Origin of the sequence: Synechococcus sp. JA-3-3Ab, from assembly GCF_000013205.1 — a bacterium.
Taxonomy (GTDB): domain Bacteria; phylum Cyanobacteriota; class Cyanobacteriia; order Thermostichales; family Thermostichaceae; genus Thermostichus.
The window spans coordinates 2,381,021-2,398,254 of sequence record NC_007775.1 but is presented as its reverse complement, the minus strand read 5'-3'; the positions used below and the strand labels follow the sequence as shown (position 1 = coordinate 2,398,254).

The window sequence follows — 17,234 nt, the reverse complement described above, 5'->3', positions numbered from 1 at the left end:
CTCTCTCTCCCTCTAGAGCTCCCAGGTGCATACGGCTCATCTTGGAACTCAGGGTGTTTTGCTTTGACACCCTGTTGCCGTCCAAGGCAGGCGGGCTTGCTTCAAAGCCACCGTCCCCCTGGCAAGAATGGCAGGGGAGTTTGCCCAGCTTGACAAAGGGAGTACCGACACCCTAGTTTCTAGCAAATTGTGCGGCTTGTGCGGCTAGGACGGCTTCATCGAGAGTGATCCTGCTCCCCTGGGGCAGTTGATTGGCTTGACTTTTCTTTATTGCGCCATTTGTCCGAGAAGTCAGCTCGTTTGCGCCTTCTACCCCTAGACCTGTGCCGCGCTTTTTAGCCAAAGCCGGGGGGTCGGAGCTGTGGGCCAAGCGGGGAGATCCTCGGTCTTGCTGGCATTTCGGCCTACAATCAAGCTAGAGCAGCCCTTTTTTAGCAAGCCATGCAGACTCTAGATCGGCCCAACGCGCCCTCTCAGCAGCCCTACCCAGAACCGGTCTACCCCCGTCGTCCTACCCGCACCGTAGCCGTAGGCAACGTGTTGATCGGCAGCCAGCACCCGGTGGTGGTGCAGTCCATGATCAACGAAGACACTCTCGACATCGATGCGGCGGTGGCGGCCATCCGTCGTCTGCACGAGGCGGGCTCGGAGATCGTGCGGGTTACCGTTCCCAGCATGGCCCATGCCAAGGCGATGGAGGCGATTCGGAGCAAGCTGATCCAAACCTACAAGCCGGTGCCGCTGGTGGCCGATGTCCACCACAACGGCATCAAGATCGCCCTGGAGGTCGCCCAATACGTGGACAAGGTGCGCATCAACCCGGGTCTGTTCGTCCTGGAAAAGCCGCAGCCCGGTCGCACCGAGTACACCCAAGCCGAACTGGAGGCCATCCGCAATAAGATCCGCGAAACCTTCACCCCCCTGGTGCAGACCCTCAAAGCTCAGAACAAAGCCCTGCGCATCGGCGTCAACCACGGATCCCTGGCCGAGCGCATGCTCTTCATGTATGGAGACACTCCAGAGGGCATGGTGGAGTCGGCCCTAGAATATGCCGAGATTTGCGCCGAGCAAGACTTCCACAACGTAGTTCTTTCCTTCAAAGCTTCCCGTCCGCAGGTGATGTTGGCGGCCTACCGGCTGGCGGCCCGCCGCTTCGATGCCTTGGGCCTGAACTACCCCTTCCACTTGGGGGTGACCGAGGCCGGCGATGGAGAATATGGCCGCATCAAATCGGCAGTGGGGATCGGGACGCTTCTGGCCGAGGGGATCGGTGACACCATTCGGGTTTCCCTAACCGAAGCCCCGGAAAAAGAGATCCCGGTGGCCTACGGCATCTTGCAGGCCCTCAACCTGCGCAAAACCATGGTGGAATATGTGGCCTGCCCCTCCTGTGGCCGCACCCTCTTCAACTTGGAGGAAGTACTGCAGAAGGTGCGGGCCGCAACCCAGCACCTGGTGGGCCTCGACATTGCCGTCATGGGCTGCATCGTCAACGGGCCGGGGGAAATGGCCGACGCCGACTACGGCTATGTGGGGAAAACCCCCGGCTACATCTCCCTCTACCGCGGAAAGGAGGAGGTGAAGAAGGTGCCCGAGTCGGAGGGCGTCCAGGCGCTGATCGAGCTCATCAAAGCCGATGGGCGGTGGGTGGATCCCCCAGAAGGAAGCCCAAGTAACTAAAACCAAAAGAGAGGGCAGCAGTCCACCAGCAGGTCTCCTTGCCTGCTAGCCTAGAAGATGCGTTGAACAGCTCCCAGTATGACCAGCACTCTCCCCACTCGCTCGTTTAACACCAGCCGCTCCAGGCAGATCTTTGCACGGGCGCAGCAGCTTATGCCGGGGGGCGTCAGCTCTCCGGTGCGTGCCTTTAAGTCGGTGGGCGGGGATCCCGTCGTCTTCGACCGCGTTGCCGGCGCCTACGCCTGGGATGTGGATGGCAACCAGTACATCGACTACATCGGCAGTTGGGGGCCGGCGATTGTCGGCCACGCCCACCCCGAGGTGATCGAGGCGTTGCGGCGGGCCCTGGAGAAAGGCACCAGCTTTGGCGCCCCTTGCGTTTTGGAAAACGAGCTGGCCGAGCGGGTGATCGAGGCGGTGCCCAGCGTGGAGATGGTGCGCTTTGTCAACTCCGGCACCGAAGCCTGCATGGCGGCGCTGCGCCTGATGCGGGCCTACACCGGGCGGGAAAAGGTGATCAAGTTCGAGGGCTGCTACCACGGCCATGCGGACATGTTTTTGGTCAAGGCCGGCTCGGGGGTAGCCACGCTGGGCCTGCCAGATTCGCCGGGGGTGCCCAAGGCTGCCACCAGTGCCACGCTGACCGCCCCCTACAACGACCTAGAGGCAGTCAAGGCTCTGTTTGAGCAGTATCCCGACTCCATTGCCGGCGTGATCCTGGAGCCGGTGGTGGGCAATGCCGGCTTCATTCCGCCGCAGCCGGGCTTTTTGGAGGGTTTGCGGGAGCTGACGCAAAAGTATGGCGCCCTGCTGGTGTTTGACGAGGTGATGACCGGCTTTCGCATCAGCTACGGCGGCGTGCAGGCCAAGTTTGGCGTCATCCCCGATTTGACCACCCTGGGCAAGGTGATCGGCGGCGGCCTGCCGGTGGGGGCCTACGGCGGTCGGCGGGAGATTATGGAGATGGTGGCGCCGGCGGGGCCCATGTACCAGGCGGGCACCCTCTCCGGCAACCCCCTGGCCATGACGGCCGGGATCCACACTCTGGACATCTTGCGCCGACCCGGTACCTATGAGTATCTGGAGCGGATTACCGAGCAGTTGGCGACGGGGCTGCTGCAGATTGCACAAGAGACCGGTCATGAGATGTGCGGGGGCTATTTGCCCGGCATGTTCGGCTTTTTCTTCACCGCCGGCCCGGTGCGCAACTACGAGGAGGCCAAGCGCTCGGATTTGCAGAAGTTTGCCCGCTTCCACCGCGGCATGCTGGAGCGGGGGGTGTATCTGGCGCCCTCGCAATTTGAGGCCGGCTTCACTTCCCTGGCCCACACCGAGGCCGATGTGGAGAGAACCCTAGAGGCAGCGCGAGAGGTGCTGCGCACGCTCTAGGGTTTTTCTCCCCTCTCCCCTTGAGAGAGGGGTTGGGGGTGAGGGAGCTCCCTTGCTGCATTGGGATCCCCGACCATGGCCGAGCACATCCACCGCAACTGGCGCATCACCACCCAAACTACCGACAAGGGGTTTATCTTTTGCTGCCAGCGGCTACGTCAGGATGGCTCAGTGGAGCCTGCTGCCAAAGCCTACGGCTACTTCCAAAATGAGGCCGAGGCGATTTTGGCGGGCATGGTCTGGATCGACCGGCAGCAACTTCCGGATCACCTGGACGGCTTGCTCTTCGACAACGAGGAGCCAGAGGGCTAGACAGAAGCTTCTTCGCGTACCAACTGTTCCCAGCCCAAGCCTTTGAGGGCGGCGTTGCGCCGCAGCGGGCGGGTGACCAACTCCAGCAGCGCCTGGGTGTTGCCGAAGCCGTGGATCGGGGCAAAGGTAAACTCCACCGACCATTTGGTGGTGATGCCGCGGGCCTCGAGGGGGTTGGCGTGGGCCATGCCCGTGATCACCAGATCCGGCTGCAGGGCTTTGATGCGCTGCAGTTGGTGGTAGTTATCCGGCTTCTCCACCAGGGTGGGCTTGGGCACCCCCATCTCCTCGCAGGTGCGCTCCAAGAGGGCCAGCTCGGCGGCTTGGTAGCGCTTGTCGAGGTAAGGGATCCCGATTTCCTGCACCGTCATGCCGCAGCGCACCAGGAAGCGGGCCAGGGAGACCTCCAGCAGGTTATCCCCCATGAAGAAGACGCTCTTGCCCCGCAGCAGGCCCAGGTACTCTTGAACTTGGGGGTGGCGCCACACTTCCGCTTCCCGCTCTGCCAGGCCTGGAGTCGGGATCCCCAGCTCGCGGGCAATGGCTTCGATCCAGGCGCGGGTGCCATCTGGCCCGATGGGAAAAGGAGCAGGGATGAGCTTGGCCTTTTTGCGGCGCACCAGCGTGGTGGCGGTGCGGCTGAGGAAAGGATTCACCCCCACCACATGGGTGCCCGGCTCGATGGCCGGCAGCTCCCCGTAGCGCTTGGCCGGCAGCCAGCCGGAGACGCGGATCCCGTATTTTTTCAGCTCCAGAGTGAGTTGGGTAACCACCGGATCCGGCACGGAGCCGAAGATGACCAGCGGCGGGTGGGGGTGGAAGCCCTCTTCCTCTTTCTTTTTGCCGGAGCGCAGCCCGTAGAAAAGGGCCTGCAGGCCGCCCCGCGTCTCCCGCTCCTCTTCCTGCACCTGCTCCGGGCAGCGCTGGGCCATGGAAGCCAACACCGTGTCTTCCCCCTGGGTAAAGGCGTAGTCGAGGCCGTTGGCCCGCGCCACCACAATCGGGATCCCGATCTCGGCCTCTAGCTTCTGTGCCAGGCCCTCCAGATCCATTTTGATGATCTCGGTGGTGCAGGTGCCGATCCAGACGATGACGCTGGGGTTGCGATCCCGCTGGATTTGCAGGCACAGCCGCTTCAGCTCCTCGTAGTCGTTGAGCTTGGCGCTGATATCTCCCTCTTCCAGCTCGGCCATGGCATAGCGCGGCTCGGCGAAGATCATCACCCCCATGGCATTTTGCAAAAAGTAGCCACAGGTTTTGGTGCCGATCACCAAAAAGAAGCTGTCTTCGATTTTGGGGTAGAGCCAGGCCACGCAACTAATCGGGCAGAAGGTGTGGTAGTTGCCGGTCTCGCATTGAAAGTGGAGGGTATTGGAAGTATCCACAGCAGCAGTCATCGTCGGCTCCTAGAAAAGGGTTTGTCAAGCTAGAGGGCGACCAACTGGGGCACGCCCACCAATTTTTCGCTCAGATCCCAGAGCAGCTTGGCCTTGGCCTCGTCCCCTGCTTCGTCCGAGACTTCTTGGTTAAAGGGCTTGGCATTCTTGCGTTGCCGGTTGCCCCAGCTCCAGTAGAACCCTGACTGGCGAAACTCGGGATCCGCCACCACCTGGGCCACCCGCTCGCCGGCCAGCTCCTGGGAGACATAGCCACCGGTGATGTTTTTTTGAAACCAGGGGAAGAGCTTTTGGAACAGGGGATAGTGATGGCGGAAGAGGCCTGTTTCCGCCACGCAGCCGGGGTAGAGGGAGAGGAAGGTGATGCCGGTGCTCTCGTGGAAGCGGCGGTGCAGCTCCCGCATGGTGAGGATGTTGCAGACTTTGCTGTCTTTGTAGGCCTTGACGGGATCGAACTTGCCGCCATCGGCCATGCTGATCGGCTCCTTGAAACCCTGGGCAAAACCCCGCAGATCCCCCAGGTGGGGTTGGGGCGGGATCTTGCCCCCCAGCTCCTTGGGGTTGTGGGTGACGGTGCCCAAGATCACCAGCCGCCGATCCGGGTAAGTGGAGCGCTTCAGATCCTCCAGCATCAAATGGCAGAGCAAGAAGTGCCCCAGGTGGTTGGTGGCCATGGTCAGCTCATAGCCCTCCGGGCTGCGCAGGGGCTGCTTGAGCAAGGGCATGTAGATGGCGGCGTTGCACACCAGGGCATCCAGAGAGCGGCCCGACTGGCGAAATTGCTCGACAAATTGCCGCACACTGGCCAGGCTGGCCAGATCGATCGGCATCAAGGTGTAGCTGCCCTGGGGGATCCCCACCTGCTGGGCCATCCGCCGGCCTTTGTCCAGATCCCGACAGGCCATCACCACGTGCCAGCCCCGCTTGGCCAAAGCCAAAGCCGCATACAGGCCGACGCCGGAAGAAGCTCCGGTAATCACCACGGTGGGTTGCGCTTGTGCTTGCATATCCAACTCCTCTGCCATGTCCTCAAGAGGGATTTCCTGCACAATCCATCTTGGAGTGGAAAGCGGGCCAGACAACGAATTGATAAGGTTTGCGACGGTTTTTCGAAACAATTGCTTCACTTTTAGACACACCGGCAAGCTGGCAGGCTTAGGATCCCTTACACCAGCGCCGGCTCCCGCACGGGGGTTTTGTAAAAGTCCGAAAGCAGGGCAAACAGCTCCCGATCCTCGGCAGGCCGGGGCACGATCCCCTCCGGGCGGGCCAGCAGCTCGTCGGCGATGTTCAGGTAGTACTGACAGACGGGCTCCAGGCTGGGATCCGTCTCTGCCATCTCGAAGAGGGTTTTGCCCTTCACCCGCGAGATGCGAATGTCCTCGACCAGTGGCAACACCTCGAGCACGGGCATGGGCACTGCCGAGACGTATTGGTCGATGAGATCCCGCTTGCTGGTGCGATTGCCGATCAACCCGGCCAGCCGCAGCTTGCGGGTTTTGGCCTTCTCCCGCACCGAGGCGGCAATGCGATTGGCGGCAAAGAGGGCGTCAAAGCCGTTGTCGGTCACGATCACGCAGTAGTCGGCGTAGTTGAGGGGGGCAGCAAAGCCGCCGCACACCACGTCCCCCAGCACGTCGAAGAGAATGACGTCGTATTCATCGAAAGCATTTAGCTCCTTCAGGAGTTTGACGGTCTCCCCCACCACATAGCCGCCACAGCCGGCCCCCGCCGGTGGACCGCCTGCCTCGACGCAATCTACGCCGCCATAGCCGCGGTAGATCACGTCCTCCGGGTAGATGTCTTCGTAGTGGTAGCCCTTGGCCTCCAGAGTGTCGATGATGGTGGGGATCAAAAAGCCGGTCAGGGTGAAGGTGCTGTCGTGCTTGGGATCACAGCCGATCTGCAGAACCTTTTTGCCCCGCTTGGCCAAAGCCACCGAGAGGTTGCAACTGGTGGTGGACTTGCCGATCCCACCCTTTCCGTAAACTGCCAACTTCACAGCACGTTCCTCCACAAGCCTGGCAAAGGCCATTATCGGCAGCCCATCCACCTCCTGAGAAGTGTTAAGAAGAGTTAAGGGAAGTCTAAAACAGGTTAAAGGAGTTTCCTAAATCGCTGGACAGACAAAATTCCGTCCAAAAGATTTTTAGAGCTAGATTTTAGCTGTTTATCAGCTTTTGTTTTTTGTTTTTGTATAAAAGTAGATCAAAAGCAAATGATGCCTCTCTCCTCGCCTCTGACGAGCGCTGACGACAAACGTCCTCCCGTCAACCCGATGGAGACGGCTGGCGGGATCCCTGTTCCCGGTGTGAGGGCGGGTCTCAAGAATTGTCTCAATGTCCAGAGGAGCGGCGGAATCGGCAATTCAAAAGGGATCCCTTAGGGATCGAAGGCAAAGGTCATCTGCACGGCCCCTGTAGAATCCACCTCAACCCTGCGCAGGAATTCCCGCAGGTAGGCGCGGCGCTCACTCTCGCTGAGGTCTTGCCAGAAGGGCGGGATGGAGAGAGTTTGGGCAATCTGGAGGAAGTTGGCGGGGGGGAGCTGTTCCAGCTTTTGGGCCAAGCGGGCCGTTTCCGCCCGCAACTGGTAGCAGCGCTGGGCCAGGGCAGGTTCGTCCATTAGTCCAGATTGCTGCAGCTCCTCCAGTTGTCGCAGCCGCTCGCTGTTGGCTTGGATCTGGGCTTGGAGCTGTTGGCGGGTTTGATCCAGGGCCTGCCGATCCAGGTTTTGGGCCCGCTGGGGGAGCTGTTGGCAGACTTGGCGGATCACCTCCTGCAGAACGGCGGCGTAGTGGAGGCTGTAGCGACAGGTTTGGCAACGCAGGTAGAGGTAGGAGGAGCCGTTCTTCTTGGCCTTGCGAGGGGTGGTTTGCACAATGCGCAGAAGGCTGCCGCAGACGCGGCAATGGACTAGGCCGGCCAAGGCGCGGGGGGCGCTGGCGCTGCGGCGCGGGATCTTTTGGTTGCGTTTGAGCCAGCGATCGATCTGGGCGGCCTCGGCGCGGCTGAGGAGAGCCGGGTGGGTATCGCGCAGAACGGTGCCGTCGGCGTAGGCCAGATCTCCACGATAGACCGGGTTGAGCAGCCAGTTGCGCCCGGTGGCCACCGAAATGCGCTTGTGGTGTTTTTCAGCGATGAAGCGCACCGCCTGGCGCAAGGATCCGTAGAGAAGAAAGTGCTGGAAAAAATCCTGAACAATGGGGGCTTGGCGGCGATCCAGCGCGTAGCGATCCCCTTCGCGGCGGTAGCCAAAGGGGGCAGGCCCAGGGGGAGGCTTGCCCGCTAGACGGTTTTGGGCTTGGCTGCAGCAGAGGCGGCGGCTCTGCAATTGATGGGGGAGCTCGGCCAGCAGCGGGATCCAATCGGCAGCAGCGCTGGGGGTGTGCAGGCCGGACTCGTTGACCAAGCTGAGGCGGAGCCCCGCTTGTTGGATCTGCAATAGCCGTTGGTGGACTTCCTCCACTCGATCCCCCAGATCCGCCAGGCGCACCAGCAGCACCTGCTGCACCGATCCGGCGGCAATGCCCTGCAACAGCTCTTCCAGATGGATGCGGGATCCCCAGTCGTGCCAGATGGGATCGGCCCCGTGTGCTTTCAACCAGGCCAGCTCCTGGTCTGGCCAAGAGGCATGGGCGGGCGTGTAGAGGTAGCCGCAAACGCTCATGGACAAGCAAACTCTCACCGCTGCTGTACCCGCACCCGACACCCCTCTTGGCCAGGGATCCCAGCTAGGCTAAGGGAGAGACAAACCGGCAAGCCTTGGCCGCCGAAGGCTCTCCGCAAGATGGCTTTACTCCACCGCCGCAGCCGCGTATTCCAGCTCCTCTTCCGAAACCTCCAGCGGCGCCTCCTCGACTTGTCCTTGCTTGGCAGCCCGCAGTTGCTCGCGGTACTTGGCCGCCATTTCTTCTGCTTTTTCGTAAACCAGCTTGGGATCTCGCAGCATGTCGCCGGGATTGGGCTCCAGTTGCTTGGTAGACAGCGAGATGCGACCCCGTTCTGCGTCTAGGTCGATGATCATCACCTTCACTTCGTCGTTGACGTTGAAGACGCTGTGAGGCGTGTCGACATGCTCGTGGGAGATCTCGGAAATGTGCAGCAAGCCAGAGACGCCGCCAATGTCGATGAAGGCACCGTAAGGCTTGATGCCGCGCACCGTGCCGACCACTACCTCGCCCACCTCCAGCTTGTTCATCTTCCGCTCCACCAGGGCGCGGCGATGGCTCAACACCAGTCGGTTGCGGTCTTCGTCCACCTCCAAAAACTTCAGGGGCAGCTCTTCGCCCACCAGCTCTTCCTTGGGCTTGCGGCTGCTGATGTGGGAGCCGGGGATAAAGCCGCGCAGTCCCTCAATACGCACCAGGGCGCCTCCGCGGTTGGTGGCAAAAATGGTGGCCCGCACCGTGGCGTCTTCTTTTTGTAGCTGCCGCACCCGCTCCCAGGCCCGCATGTACTCGATGCGGCGGATGGAGAGGGTCAGTTGCCCCTCTTCATTTTCTTCGGTGAGGATAAAAAACTCGCGCGTCTCTCCCGGCTGCAGCACCTCGTGCGGATCCTCTATCCGGCTGATGGACATCTCCTGCAAAGGCAGGAAGGCAGCCGTCTTGGCCCCAATATCGATCAACGCACCGCCCGGCTCCACCGAAAATACCGTGCCAGCTACAATTTCGCCAGGGCTGAAGTGATAGTCGTACTTATCCAAGAGGGCGGCAAAGTCCTCGGTGGTGAAACCTACATCGGCAGCAGCGGTGAATCGACTCATAGGGGTGTAACAGCAGAGCAGTTGATGCGAATTAGCAGTTGAACTTGTAAGGAACAGCTCCCATACTCGCTCACCCTCCCAGGCGGGACAGGCAATGGCTTGGGAAATACTATAGTAGCTTAAGAGGGCAGCTTTTGTGGCAAACTTCCTCGCGATCCTGCCAAGCTAGAGAGAGAGGGCCACAGGTGGGAGAGGGGCGATTGCACTTTATCGACCAGGCGGAAATTGAAGTGCAGGCGGGGAACGGCGGAGATGGCATTGTTGCCTTTCGCCGGGAAAAGTATGTGCCCGCCGGAGGGCCCTCAGGGGGCAATGGAGGACGGGGCGGCTCGGTGATCCTGGTGGCAGATCCCGGCCTGCAGACCTTGTTGGATTTTCGCTTTCAGCCGGTGATCAAGGCAGAACATGGGGCCAAAGGGGGGCCCAACCATCGCAGTGGCGCCAGTGGTGCGGATCGGCTGGTGCGGGTGCCCTGCGGCACAATGGTGTTCGACACAGAGACCGGCGAGCTGCTGGGGGATCTGGTGCAGCCCGGGGATCGGCTGCTGGTGGCTCGGGGCGGGAAAGGCGGCCTGGGCAATGCCCATTTTCTCAGCAACCACAATCGGGCTCCCCGCCAATTTACCAGGGGCCAACCGGGAGAGCGGCGACGCCTGCGCCTGGAGCTAAAGCTCATTGCCGAGGTGGGGATCGTCGGTATGCCCAATGCGGGCAAATCCACCCTGATCTCGGTGGTCTCGTCCGCCCGGCCCAAGATCGCCGATTACCCCTTCACCACCCTGCAGCCCAATTTGGGAGTGGTGCCCCATCCTGCCGGGGATGGGGTGGTGTTTGCCGACATTCCCGGACTGATCGAGGGGGCACACCGAGGGGTGGGGTTGGGCCACGACTTTTTGCGCCATGTGGAGCGCACGCGGGTGTTGATCCACCTGGTGGACGGCACAGCAGCAGATCCCGTCAGGGATTACCAAATCATTCAGCAGGAGCTGCGCGCCTACGGCCACGGGCTAAGCGACAAGCCGCAGATTGTGGTTTTGAACAAGATCGATGCCCTTGAGCCCCAGGAGGTGAGCGAGCGCACCCAGCGGCTGTCAATGGCTGCCGGTGCCCCGGTATCGGCCATCTCGGCGGTTGCCAGGCAGGGGCTGGAGCCCTTGTTGCAGCGGGTGTGGCAGTGCCTGGGCCGGGATCCGGATCTCCATCGACCCGCGGCGGCTAGCAAAATCCAGCCAGTTCGGGGGCAGGAGAATCTTAGAATAGGAGTGCCCCTGCCTTCCCAAAACTCAGAGATGAGCGGCTATGTATATCTCGGCGGAGGATCTGCCCCCCGATTTGCGCCAGATCAAGTTGGCCATTGAGCAGGCGGCCCAGGCGAGGGCGGGAGCTTGTGTGGAGCTGTTGATGCTCCTGCGGTTGTTGGAGGATCTGCACCGCACGATTTTGGAGGGGGCCTTCCGAGAGTCTTTGCCCAACACCCGGCAAGAGCTCTATCGGGTGCTTCAGGATTTGGAGGAAGCAGGCGACTGGCCCTATTTGCCTCGTCTGCATATTCAAGCGCTGATGCAACGGCTAAAAGATTGGCCGCAGGGATCCCTGTCGGTGCCGCCTACCCCTCGTTCTGGGGGAGTTGCGGAAGTGGTGGAAAGCCCTAGCCGCTCCGAGTCTTGAGGTTTTGCTTTTTTCTCCCGAATGGCCGAGTATTTTAAGCTCCATCCACAGCATCCCCAGGCCCGTTCCATCCAACGGATTGCAGCCGCTCTGCGGGAAGGGGCGGTCATGCTTTACCCCACCGATACGGTCTATGCCATTGGCTGCGATGTCACCCACAAGCAGGCGGTGGAGCGGGTAAGGCGTCTCAAGCGGCTTTCCAACGACAAGCCCCTCACCTTTTTGTGCCCTTCGCTTTCCCAAATTGCCCAGTATGCCCAAGTGAGCGATCCCGCCTATCGGCTGATGCGGCGGCTGATCCCGGGCCCGTTTACGTTTTTGCTGCCGGCCACCAAGCTGGTGCCCAAGTTGGTCATGGATCCCAAGCGGAAAACCACCGGCATCCGCGTGCCCGATTCGGCCATCTGTCAGGCGCTGTTGGCCGAGCTGGGCAATCCCATCGTCTCCACCTCGGCCAAGCTGGGCGGGGATCCCGTCGGCTCTTTGGAGGTGGGTTTTGACTCTGCTGGGGATTGGGAAGAGGGGGGAATCTTTACCGCCGAGGAAATGCGACAGTTGGAGAAACAGGTGGATTTGGTGCTGGATGACGAGGCTCCCTATCGGGCCCAGGTCTCGACGGTGATCGATCTCACGGGGCCGGAGCCGCTGCTGGTGCGGGCCGGCTTGGGGTACGAGCAGGTGGCGGATCTAATAAATCTAAATCTGAAGCCGGTGGAAGCGGAGGGTTGAGGGCAGAGGGATCCCGTGTTCTCTAGAATAGGGCCGGTGCCTGTGGAGTGTGCCCATGCCTGAGTCTTTGGCTGAGCAAAAGCTGGCCCTGTTGCGCCTGCTGGAGGGGGCTGACCGAGGCCGGAAGGTTTCCCCTGACCAGAAAGCCCAGATCTTGTCTCACATTGCTGCTTTGGAGGCGCTCAACCCCACCCCCAGGCCAACCTCTGTTCCTGAACAGTTGGAGGGGAACTGGCTTACCCTATTTACCACCAGCACAGACCTGCTGCGGCTGGCCCAGTTGCCCCTTCTGACCACCGGCGAGATCTACCAGTGCATTCGGGCCAAAGCTGGGCGGGTCTTTAACGTGGCGGAGATCCAGGGATCCGGCTGGCTGCAGGCTTGGCTGCCCCGGGGAGTTGTGGCGGTGGCGGCCCGCTTCTACCCAGAGTCGGAATGCCGGGTCAGGGTCATTTTCGAGCGCTTGGTGCTCGGATCCCAGGCCTTGATGAGCTACGAGATCGAGAGTTTTCTCTATCTGCTCGAGCGGGATCCCAAACGGATCCCGGCGGTGCAGATCGACGTTCGCCGCCGCGAGCCAACGGGTTGGCTGGATATCACCTATTTGGATGAAGACTTGCGGCTGGGTCGGGGCAGCGAGGGGAGTGTATTTGTTCTAAAGCGGGTCGGCTAGTCGGAGGATCCAGAGGACTCCGTTTCCGCCCTTTCGTGAGATGGGTTTTGGGTTAGGGTGGAGCTTATTTCCTGTAGAACTTGCAAGGCGCGGTAGGACTCCCGCAAAGCTTGCAGCTCTTGCTGAGTTTGCTCCAGTTGCCGGGCTTTTTGCTCCTGTAAGAAGCGCAGCCTTTGATTTTCGGACGCCGTGCGACGCAGAACGTGCTTGAGTTTCTGCTTCTGCTGCTGAAGCCGAGTCCGCCTCACCTCCAACTGCTGCAGTTGGATTTCTTGGAGTTCCAGTTCTATTTTCAGAGTGGCGACCTGCATCTGGAGTTGGCGAAGTTTTTGGTTGAGCTCTGGCTCTGGTGTGGGTTTTGCCGACTCAGGGCTTGGGGAAGAAGGTGATGACAATTCTTGTAGGGGCTGCAACTGTTGGGCCTTGGCCTGCGAAGCTTGATCCTGGTGCTGCTCGCCCTGCAGTCTTACTTGAGTGTGTTCGCTTACTTCGGTTTCAGTTTCCGTCTGCTGCTCAGCTTGATCAAGAATTTGTCGATCGCGGATCTGGGTTTGAGGATCCTCGTCAACCGACTGCAAAGGGAGAGAATCCTCCTCGGGTTGCCGAGGGTTGTCGCCATAATCGGCGGGATCAAAGGGAGACACAGCCGCCAACAGCGATTCTCGAAAGTCAGGCCAGGAATGCGACTGCAGACCCATCTGAACCAGCCGCCAAACCCCGTAGGAGGCCCCAATTGCAGCCAGGAGCCCAGGGATCCCGGCCAAGGACAGGGAAACCTTGGGCAGGGTCGGCAGGATCTGATCCAGCAGGCCCACCACCAACGCGAAGACAAAGATCCCGCTCCCCGCGGCAGCGGCACCTGAGACCCAAGAGGAGCGGGAGAACATCATCGTTTCTGTTTTTTCGCTAGCAGAACCACCGGAGCAGGAGAACCAGAGGTCAGGTTCACAGATCGCCTGCCTGCATCTCAGTTTATCCCGCCGGCAGCCTCTGTTTCTCGCTTAGGGCACTTGCCAAGCCCGCTGGTGGTAGCTCTGCAATTCGGCCCAGGGATCCGCTGCTGCTGCGGGGGTATGGCCGTGGTTGTGGTGATGGTGAGAGTGATGGTGATGGGATCCGTGCCCATGGGAGTCATGGTCATGGTGATGAGTATGCCCCGCTCCCAGCTCTGCGCTCACCGCCAGGCGAAACTTGCAGAGGTGGCAGTTCATCAGGGTTTGGCCCTGGAGAGCTTCCTGCTCCAGTTGCTGCAGGCTGTGCAGCACCGCGTCCACAAGGCCCAATTCCGGCAGCATCAGCCAGTCGATCTCGGGGTATTGGCGTCGCCGTTCTTCCACCGCCGCCTCGATTTTTTTCACCAGCACCCCTGTAAAGAGAAAATAGGGCAGCACAACCACCCGGCGCGGCTGCCAAGAGAGGGCCCGCTCCAGACCCACCGGCAGGCGGGGATGGGTGATGCCGATAAAGCAGGTTTCCACGGCAGCAAACCCGGATCCTTCCCAAAGCAGCCGGGCCAGCTTACAGGCTTCGGCGTTGGCTTCGGGATCGCTGGAGCCGCGACCGACAAACAGCAACACCGTTTCCGCCCCTGGGATCTGCTGCGGCTGGGCAGCCAGCAGAGTGGCCAATCGCTCCCGCAACAGTTGCAAGATCTCGACCCGGATCCCCAGCGGCCCGCCGTAGTGGATGCGCAACTGCGGGTGGAGGGCCTGCAGACGATCCAGCTCCACCGTCACGTCGAACTTGTTGTGGCGCGCCCCAAAAAGCAGCAGCGGCAGGGCCACGATCTCCTGCCACCCTTGGGCCAAGCATTGTTCCACCCCCTGGGCAATACTGGGCTGGGCTAGCTCCAAAAAGCAGGGGATCACCGGCCGATGGGGGGTGAGGGATTGATAAACTTGGGCCAGCTCCAGAAAGGCTTGCTGCCCTTCAGGGTCACGGGATCCATGGCCGATGAGCAACAGGGGCAAGGCAGGAGAAGAAAACTGCCCAACCGCACGGGGAGGGGAAAAACTGAGGACATCCAACACAAAAAACTCCGTTCCTTGTGAATCGCAAGGGGTACAGGACAAGGGCAGGTGGGTGTTCTGGCTGAGGGAGGGATCCCATCACAGTTGCGTCACAGTGGCGGATTTGCACCGCGCTTTCCCCAGTCTGCCCGAGCTTCTTAGGTTAGCTTGCCGCCTGCCGTTCACCAAGCCCCCCTGGGGGGATAGCCCCGGCCCCCTGCCTTGATCCCTAGCTCCCCTCTCCCCCAGGGAGAGGGGTTGGGGGTGAGGGCCGAAAATGCCACAGCCGCAGGGCATTAGCCACTACGGAAACAGAGCTCAAGGCCATGGCCGCCCCCGCCAGCATGGGGTTGAGCAGCCAACCGGTGAAGGGGTAGAGCGCCCCGGCGGCAATCGGGATCCCGAGCGTGTTGTAGATAAAGGCGAAGAAGAGGTTTTGGCGGATGTTGGCAAGGGTGGCGCGGCTAAGTTGAATGGCGGTAACCACGCCCCGCAAATCGCCGGATATCAGGGTAATGTCGCTGGCGGCTATGGCCACATCGGTGCCCGTCCCGATGGCGATCCCCACATCGGCTTCTGCCAGTGCCGGCGCATCGTTAATGCCATCTCCCACCATCGCTACCCGGTGGCGGGGCCGTCTGAGCTGGCGAATATAGGCTGCCTTTTGCTCAGGGCGGACTTGGGCGATCACCCGGCGAATGCCTGCCTGCCGAGCAATGGCCTGGGCGGTGGTGGGGTTATCCCCGGTCAGCAGGATCACCTCCAGGCCCATCTCCTGAAGCTGGCGCACCGCTACAGGGGAGGTGGGTTTAATGGGGTCGGCAATGGCCAACAGCCCCACCAGACGGTGGGATTGCGCCACGCCGATCACCGTTTTGCCCTGGCTTTCCCAGGTCTGAACCCGCTCCAACCAAGAGGGATCCCAAGCGATCCCCATCGCCTGCAACCAGCTCAGCCGACCGATGCCGACCCACTGATCCTCCACCCAGGCTTCTGCCCCCTCGCCCACTTTTGCCTGAAAGTGCTGGGCCGGCGGGATCGAGATGCCTTCGGCTTCGGCTTTTTGCACCACTGCCTGGGCCAGCGGATGTTCCGAGTGTTGTTCCACCACCGCTGCCAGGCGCAACAGGGCTAGGGGGGAAGATCCTGGCGTCCAGATCTCGGTGACGCTGGGACGGCCTTCGGTGAGGGTGCCGGTTTTGTCCAGGACGACTGTGCCCAGGCGATGGGCCAGCCATTCCAGGCTTTCGGCCCGCTTCACCAGGATCCCCAGTTCTGCCCCCCGCCCCGTCGCCACCATGATCGAGGTGGGGGTGGCCAACCCCAGCGCACAAGGGCAGGCGATGATCAGCACCCCAATGGTGTTCACCAAAGCCAGCGTCGGATTGCCCGCCAGCCCCCACCAGAGCACAAAAGTTAGGATGGCTACCCCGATCACCGCCGGCACAAACCAGGCCGTCACCCGATCCGCCACCTGTTGAATGGGAGCTTTGGATCCCTGGGCCTCCTGCACCAGGCGCACGATCTGGGCCAGAAGCGTATCTTTGCCCACCCGCCGCGCTTCCATCACAAAGCTGCCCGTCTGGTTGAGGGTGGCCCCGATAACCTCATCTCCTGCCGACTTGCTCACCGGCAGGCTCTCGCCCGTCACCATCGACTCGTCCAGGCTGGAGGATCCTTCCAGGATCACCCCGTCTACTGGCACCTTCTCACCGGGGCGCACCCGGATGCGATCCCCCACCTGCACCGCCGCAATCGGGATATCCTGCTCCACCCCGTCGCGGATGACCCTTGCCGTTTTCGGCTGCAGCCCGATCAGCTTGCGAATGGCCTCGGAGGTTTGCCCCTTGGCCCGCTGCTCCATCCATTTGCCCACCAGCACCAGGGTGACGACCACCGCCGCCACTTCGTAGTACACATCCGGGTGCAGGCCCTGCTGGTGGAAGAAGTTGGGAAAGAGGGTTGGAAAAAGGGAGTAGAAAAAAGCGGCGCTCGTTCCCAAAGCTACCAAGGTATTCATATCCGCCGAGCGTCGCTGCCAAGCCGCCCAGGCGCCACGATAAAAAGGCTGGCCCACCCAAAACTGCACCGGCGCCGTCAGCAGCAACTGCAACCACGGATCCTGCAGCCAGGGGGGCAGGCCGGGGATCTCCCGCCCCAGCATCATCGGCAGGGATCCGATCAGCAGCACCGTGCTGAGGCCCACTCCTATTGCCACCTTCAGCTTCAATTCCCGTTCTGCCGCCCGTTGGGCGATCCGTTCTGGGTCGGTCGGATCGGACTGTTGCCAATCGTCTTCGACCAAGCGCGCCTGATACCCCGCCTGCTCCACCGCCCGGATCAAGGCTTGCGGATTCACCAGCCGGGGATCCCCTCGCACGATGGCCTGCTCGCTGGCAAAGTTGACCGCTTGTGCCGTAACGCCCCGCACGCGACTGAGGGCCTGTTCAATGACAGCAGTGCAGGAGGCGCAGCTCATGCCCTGGATAGCCAAGCGCCAAGTGCCGCCAGCAGATGAGGCGGACAGGCCCGGGGCAGCGGAATGGGAACCCGAATCAGACATGGCTGTCCTCAGAGCAAAAATTAATAGCAAAAGCCCTCTTTCCCCCA

General features: G+C 61.4%; 15 protein-coding genes and 1 riboswitch. Of the genes, 7 read left to right on the top strand and 8 right to left on the bottom strand.

The window, feature by feature from the left end:
* The first annotated feature begins 441 nt into the window (after positions 1-441).
* The 3 genes from ispG to CYA_RS11220 all read left to right on the top strand — a co-directional run bounded on the left by ispG (position 442) and on the right by CYA_RS11220 (position 3,381).
* Positions 442-1,680: a (E)-4-hydroxy-3-methylbut-2-enyl-diphosphate synthase gene (gene ispG, locus CYA_RS11230; protein ID WP_011431186.1), complete on the top strand. Its 1,239-nt coding sequence runs from the start codon at positions 442-444 to the stop codon at positions 1,678-1,680.
* A 78-nt stretch (positions 1,681-1,758) separates the two neighbouring features.
* Positions 1,759-3,069, top strand: a complete 1,311-nt coding sequence (gene hemL, locus CYA_RS11225; RefSeq protein ID WP_011431185.1) for a glutamate-1-semialdehyde 2,1-aminomutase — start codon at positions 1,759-1,761, stop codon at positions 3,067-3,069.
* Positions 3,070-3,144: 75 nt separating this feature from the next.
* Positions 3,145-3,381: a hypothetical protein gene (locus tag CYA_RS11220; RefSeq protein WP_011431184.1), complete on the top strand. Its 237-nt coding sequence runs from the start codon at positions 3,145-3,147 to the stop codon at positions 3,379-3,381.
* Here CYA_RS11220 and CYA_RS11215 read toward each other — a convergent pair.
* From CYA_RS11215 to CYA_RS11195, 5 genes are all read right to left on the bottom strand, one after another.
* Positions 3,378-4,778, bottom strand: coding sequence for a ferredoxin:protochlorophyllide reductase (ATP-dependent) subunit N (locus CYA_RS11215; RefSeq protein ID WP_011431183.1), 1,401 nt, complete (start codon positions 4,776-4,778; stop codon positions 3,378-3,380). The genes CYA_RS11220 and CYA_RS11215 overlap by 4 nt on opposite strands.
* Before the next feature lie 29 nt (positions 4,779-4,807).
* Positions 4,808-5,785 carry a protochlorophyllide reductase gene (locus CYA_RS11210; protein ID WP_011431182.1) on the bottom strand — a complete coding sequence of 326 codons (978 nt, stop codon included), beginning with the start codon at positions 5,783-5,785 and terminating at the stop codon, positions 4,808-4,810.
* Positions 5,786-5,943: 158 nt separating this feature from the next.
* Positions 5,944-6,780: a ferredoxin:protochlorophyllide reductase (ATP-dependent) iron-sulfur ATP-binding protein gene (gene bchL, locus CYA_RS11205; RefSeq protein ID WP_041439195.1), complete on the bottom strand. Its 837-nt coding sequence runs from the start codon at positions 6,778-6,780 to the stop codon at positions 5,944-5,946.
* 380 nt (positions 6,781-7,160) lie between these two features.
* Positions 7,161-8,447 carry a recombinase family protein gene (locus CYA_RS11200; RefSeq protein WP_011431180.1) on the bottom strand — a complete coding sequence of 429 codons (1,287 nt, stop codon included), beginning with the start codon at positions 8,445-8,447 and terminating at the stop codon, positions 7,161-7,163.
* A gap of 126 nt (positions 8,448-8,573) precedes the next feature.
* A complete protein-coding gene (locus CYA_RS11195; RefSeq protein WP_011431178.1) occupies positions 8,574-9,545 on the bottom strand; it encodes a 30S ribosomal protein S1 in 972 nt (323 codons plus the stop codon).
* Positions 9,546-9,745: 200 nt separating this feature from the next.
* Between CYA_RS11195 and obgE the strand changes: the two genes are divergently transcribed.
* Genes obgE through CYA_RS11175 form a run of 4 tightly spaced genes read left to right on the top strand, consistent with a single transcriptional unit; the run spans position 9,746 to position 12,615 of the window.
* Entirely contained in the window at positions 9,746-10,903 is a 1,158-nt protein-coding gene (gene obgE / locus CYA_RS11190; protein ID WP_011431177.1) for a GTPase ObgE, read from the top strand.
* Complete coding sequence (locus tag CYA_RS11185; RefSeq protein ID WP_228375305.1) at positions 10,845-11,213, top strand: hypothetical protein; 369 nt, start codon at positions 10,845-10,847, stop codon at positions 11,211-11,213. The genes obgE and CYA_RS11185 overlap by 59 nt, the downstream gene beginning before the upstream one ends.
* Before the next feature lie 21 nt (positions 11,214-11,234).
* Positions 11,235-11,942, top strand: a complete 708-nt coding sequence (locus CYA_RS11180; RefSeq protein ID WP_011431175.1) for an L-threonylcarbamoyladenylate synthase — start codon at positions 11,235-11,237, stop codon at positions 11,940-11,942.
* A 55-nt stretch (positions 11,943-11,997) separates the two neighbouring features.
* Positions 11,998-12,615 carry a PAP/fibrillin family protein gene (locus CYA_RS11175; protein ID WP_011431174.1) on the top strand — a complete coding sequence of 206 codons (618 nt, stop codon included), beginning with the start codon at positions 11,998-12,000 and terminating at the stop codon, positions 12,613-12,615.
* Here CYA_RS11175 and CYA_RS11170 read toward each other — a convergent pair.
* The 3 genes from CYA_RS11170 to CYA_RS11160 all read right to left on the bottom strand — a co-directional run bounded on the left by CYA_RS11170 (position 12,612) and on the right by CYA_RS11160 (position 17,187).
* Positions 12,612-13,505: a hypothetical protein gene (locus tag CYA_RS11170; RefSeq protein ID WP_228375303.1), complete on the bottom strand. Its 894-nt coding sequence runs from the start codon at positions 13,503-13,505 to the stop codon at positions 12,612-12,614. The two genes, CYA_RS11175 and CYA_RS11170, sit on opposite strands and share 4 nt — an antisense overlap.
* 111 nt (positions 13,506-13,616) lie before the next feature.
* Positions 13,617-14,645 (bottom strand): sirohydrochlorin chelatase, encoded by a 1,029-nt coding sequence (locus CYA_RS11165; RefSeq protein WP_011431172.1) that lies wholly within the window; start codon positions 14,643-14,645, stop codon positions 13,617-13,619.
* Positions 14,646-14,674: 29 nt separating this feature from the next.
* A riboswitch (cobalamin riboswitch) is annotated at positions 14,675-14,818 on the bottom strand.
* Between the two features lie 35 nt (positions 14,819-14,853).
* Positions 14,854-17,187, bottom strand: a complete 2,334-nt coding sequence (locus tag CYA_RS11160; protein WP_011431171.1) for a heavy metal translocating P-type ATPase — start codon at positions 17,185-17,187, stop codon at positions 14,854-14,856.
* Positions 17,188-17,234 lie beyond the last annotated feature (47 nt).

Excerpts from the sequence above, each read along its gene's own strand:
- ispG (WP_011431186.1), top strand. The coding sequence starts at position 442 with ATGCAGACTCTAGATCGGCCCAACGCGCCCTCTCAGCAGCCCTACCCA.
- hemL (WP_011431185.1), top strand. The coding sequence starts at position 1,759 with ATGACCAGCACTCTCCCCACTCGCTCGTTTAACACCAGCCGCTCCAGG.
- CYA_RS11220 (WP_011431184.1), top strand. The coding sequence starts at position 3,145 with ATGGCCGAGCACATCCACCGCAACTGGCGCATCACCACCCAAACTACC.
- CYA_RS11215 (WP_011431183.1), bottom strand. The coding sequence starts at position 4,778 with ATGACTGCTGCTGTGGATACTTCCAATACCCTCCACTTTCAATGCGAG.
- CYA_RS11210 (WP_011431182.1), bottom strand. The coding sequence starts at position 5,785 with ATGCAAGCACAAGCGCAACCCACCGTGGTGATTACCGGAGCTTCTTCC.
- CYA_RS11200 (WP_011431180.1), bottom strand. The coding sequence starts at position 8,447 with ATGAGCGTTTGCGGCTACCTCTACACGCCCGCCCATGCCTCTTGGCCA.
- CYA_RS11195 (WP_011431178.1), bottom strand. The coding sequence starts at position 9,545 with ATGAGTCGATTCACCGCTGCTGCCGATGTAGGTTTCACCACCGAGGAC.
- CYA_RS11185 (WP_228375305.1), top strand. The coding sequence starts at position 10,845 with ATGTATATCTCGGCGGAGGATCTGCCCCCCGATTTGCGCCAGATCAAG.
- CYA_RS11180 (WP_011431175.1), top strand. The coding sequence starts at position 11,235 with ATGGCCGAGTATTTTAAGCTCCATCCACAGCATCCCCAGGCCCGTTCC.
- CYA_RS11175 (WP_011431174.1), top strand. The coding sequence starts at position 11,998 with ATGCCTGAGTCTTTGGCTGAGCAAAAGCTGGCCCTGTTGCGCCTGCTG.
- CYA_RS11170 (WP_228375303.1), bottom strand. The coding sequence starts at position 13,505 with ATGATGTTCTCCCGCTCCTCTTGGGTCTCAGGTGCCGCTGCCGCGGGG.
- CYA_RS11160 (WP_011431171.1), bottom strand. The coding sequence starts at position 17,187 with ATGTCTGATTCGGGTTCCCATTCCGCTGCCCCGGGCCTGTCCGCCTCA.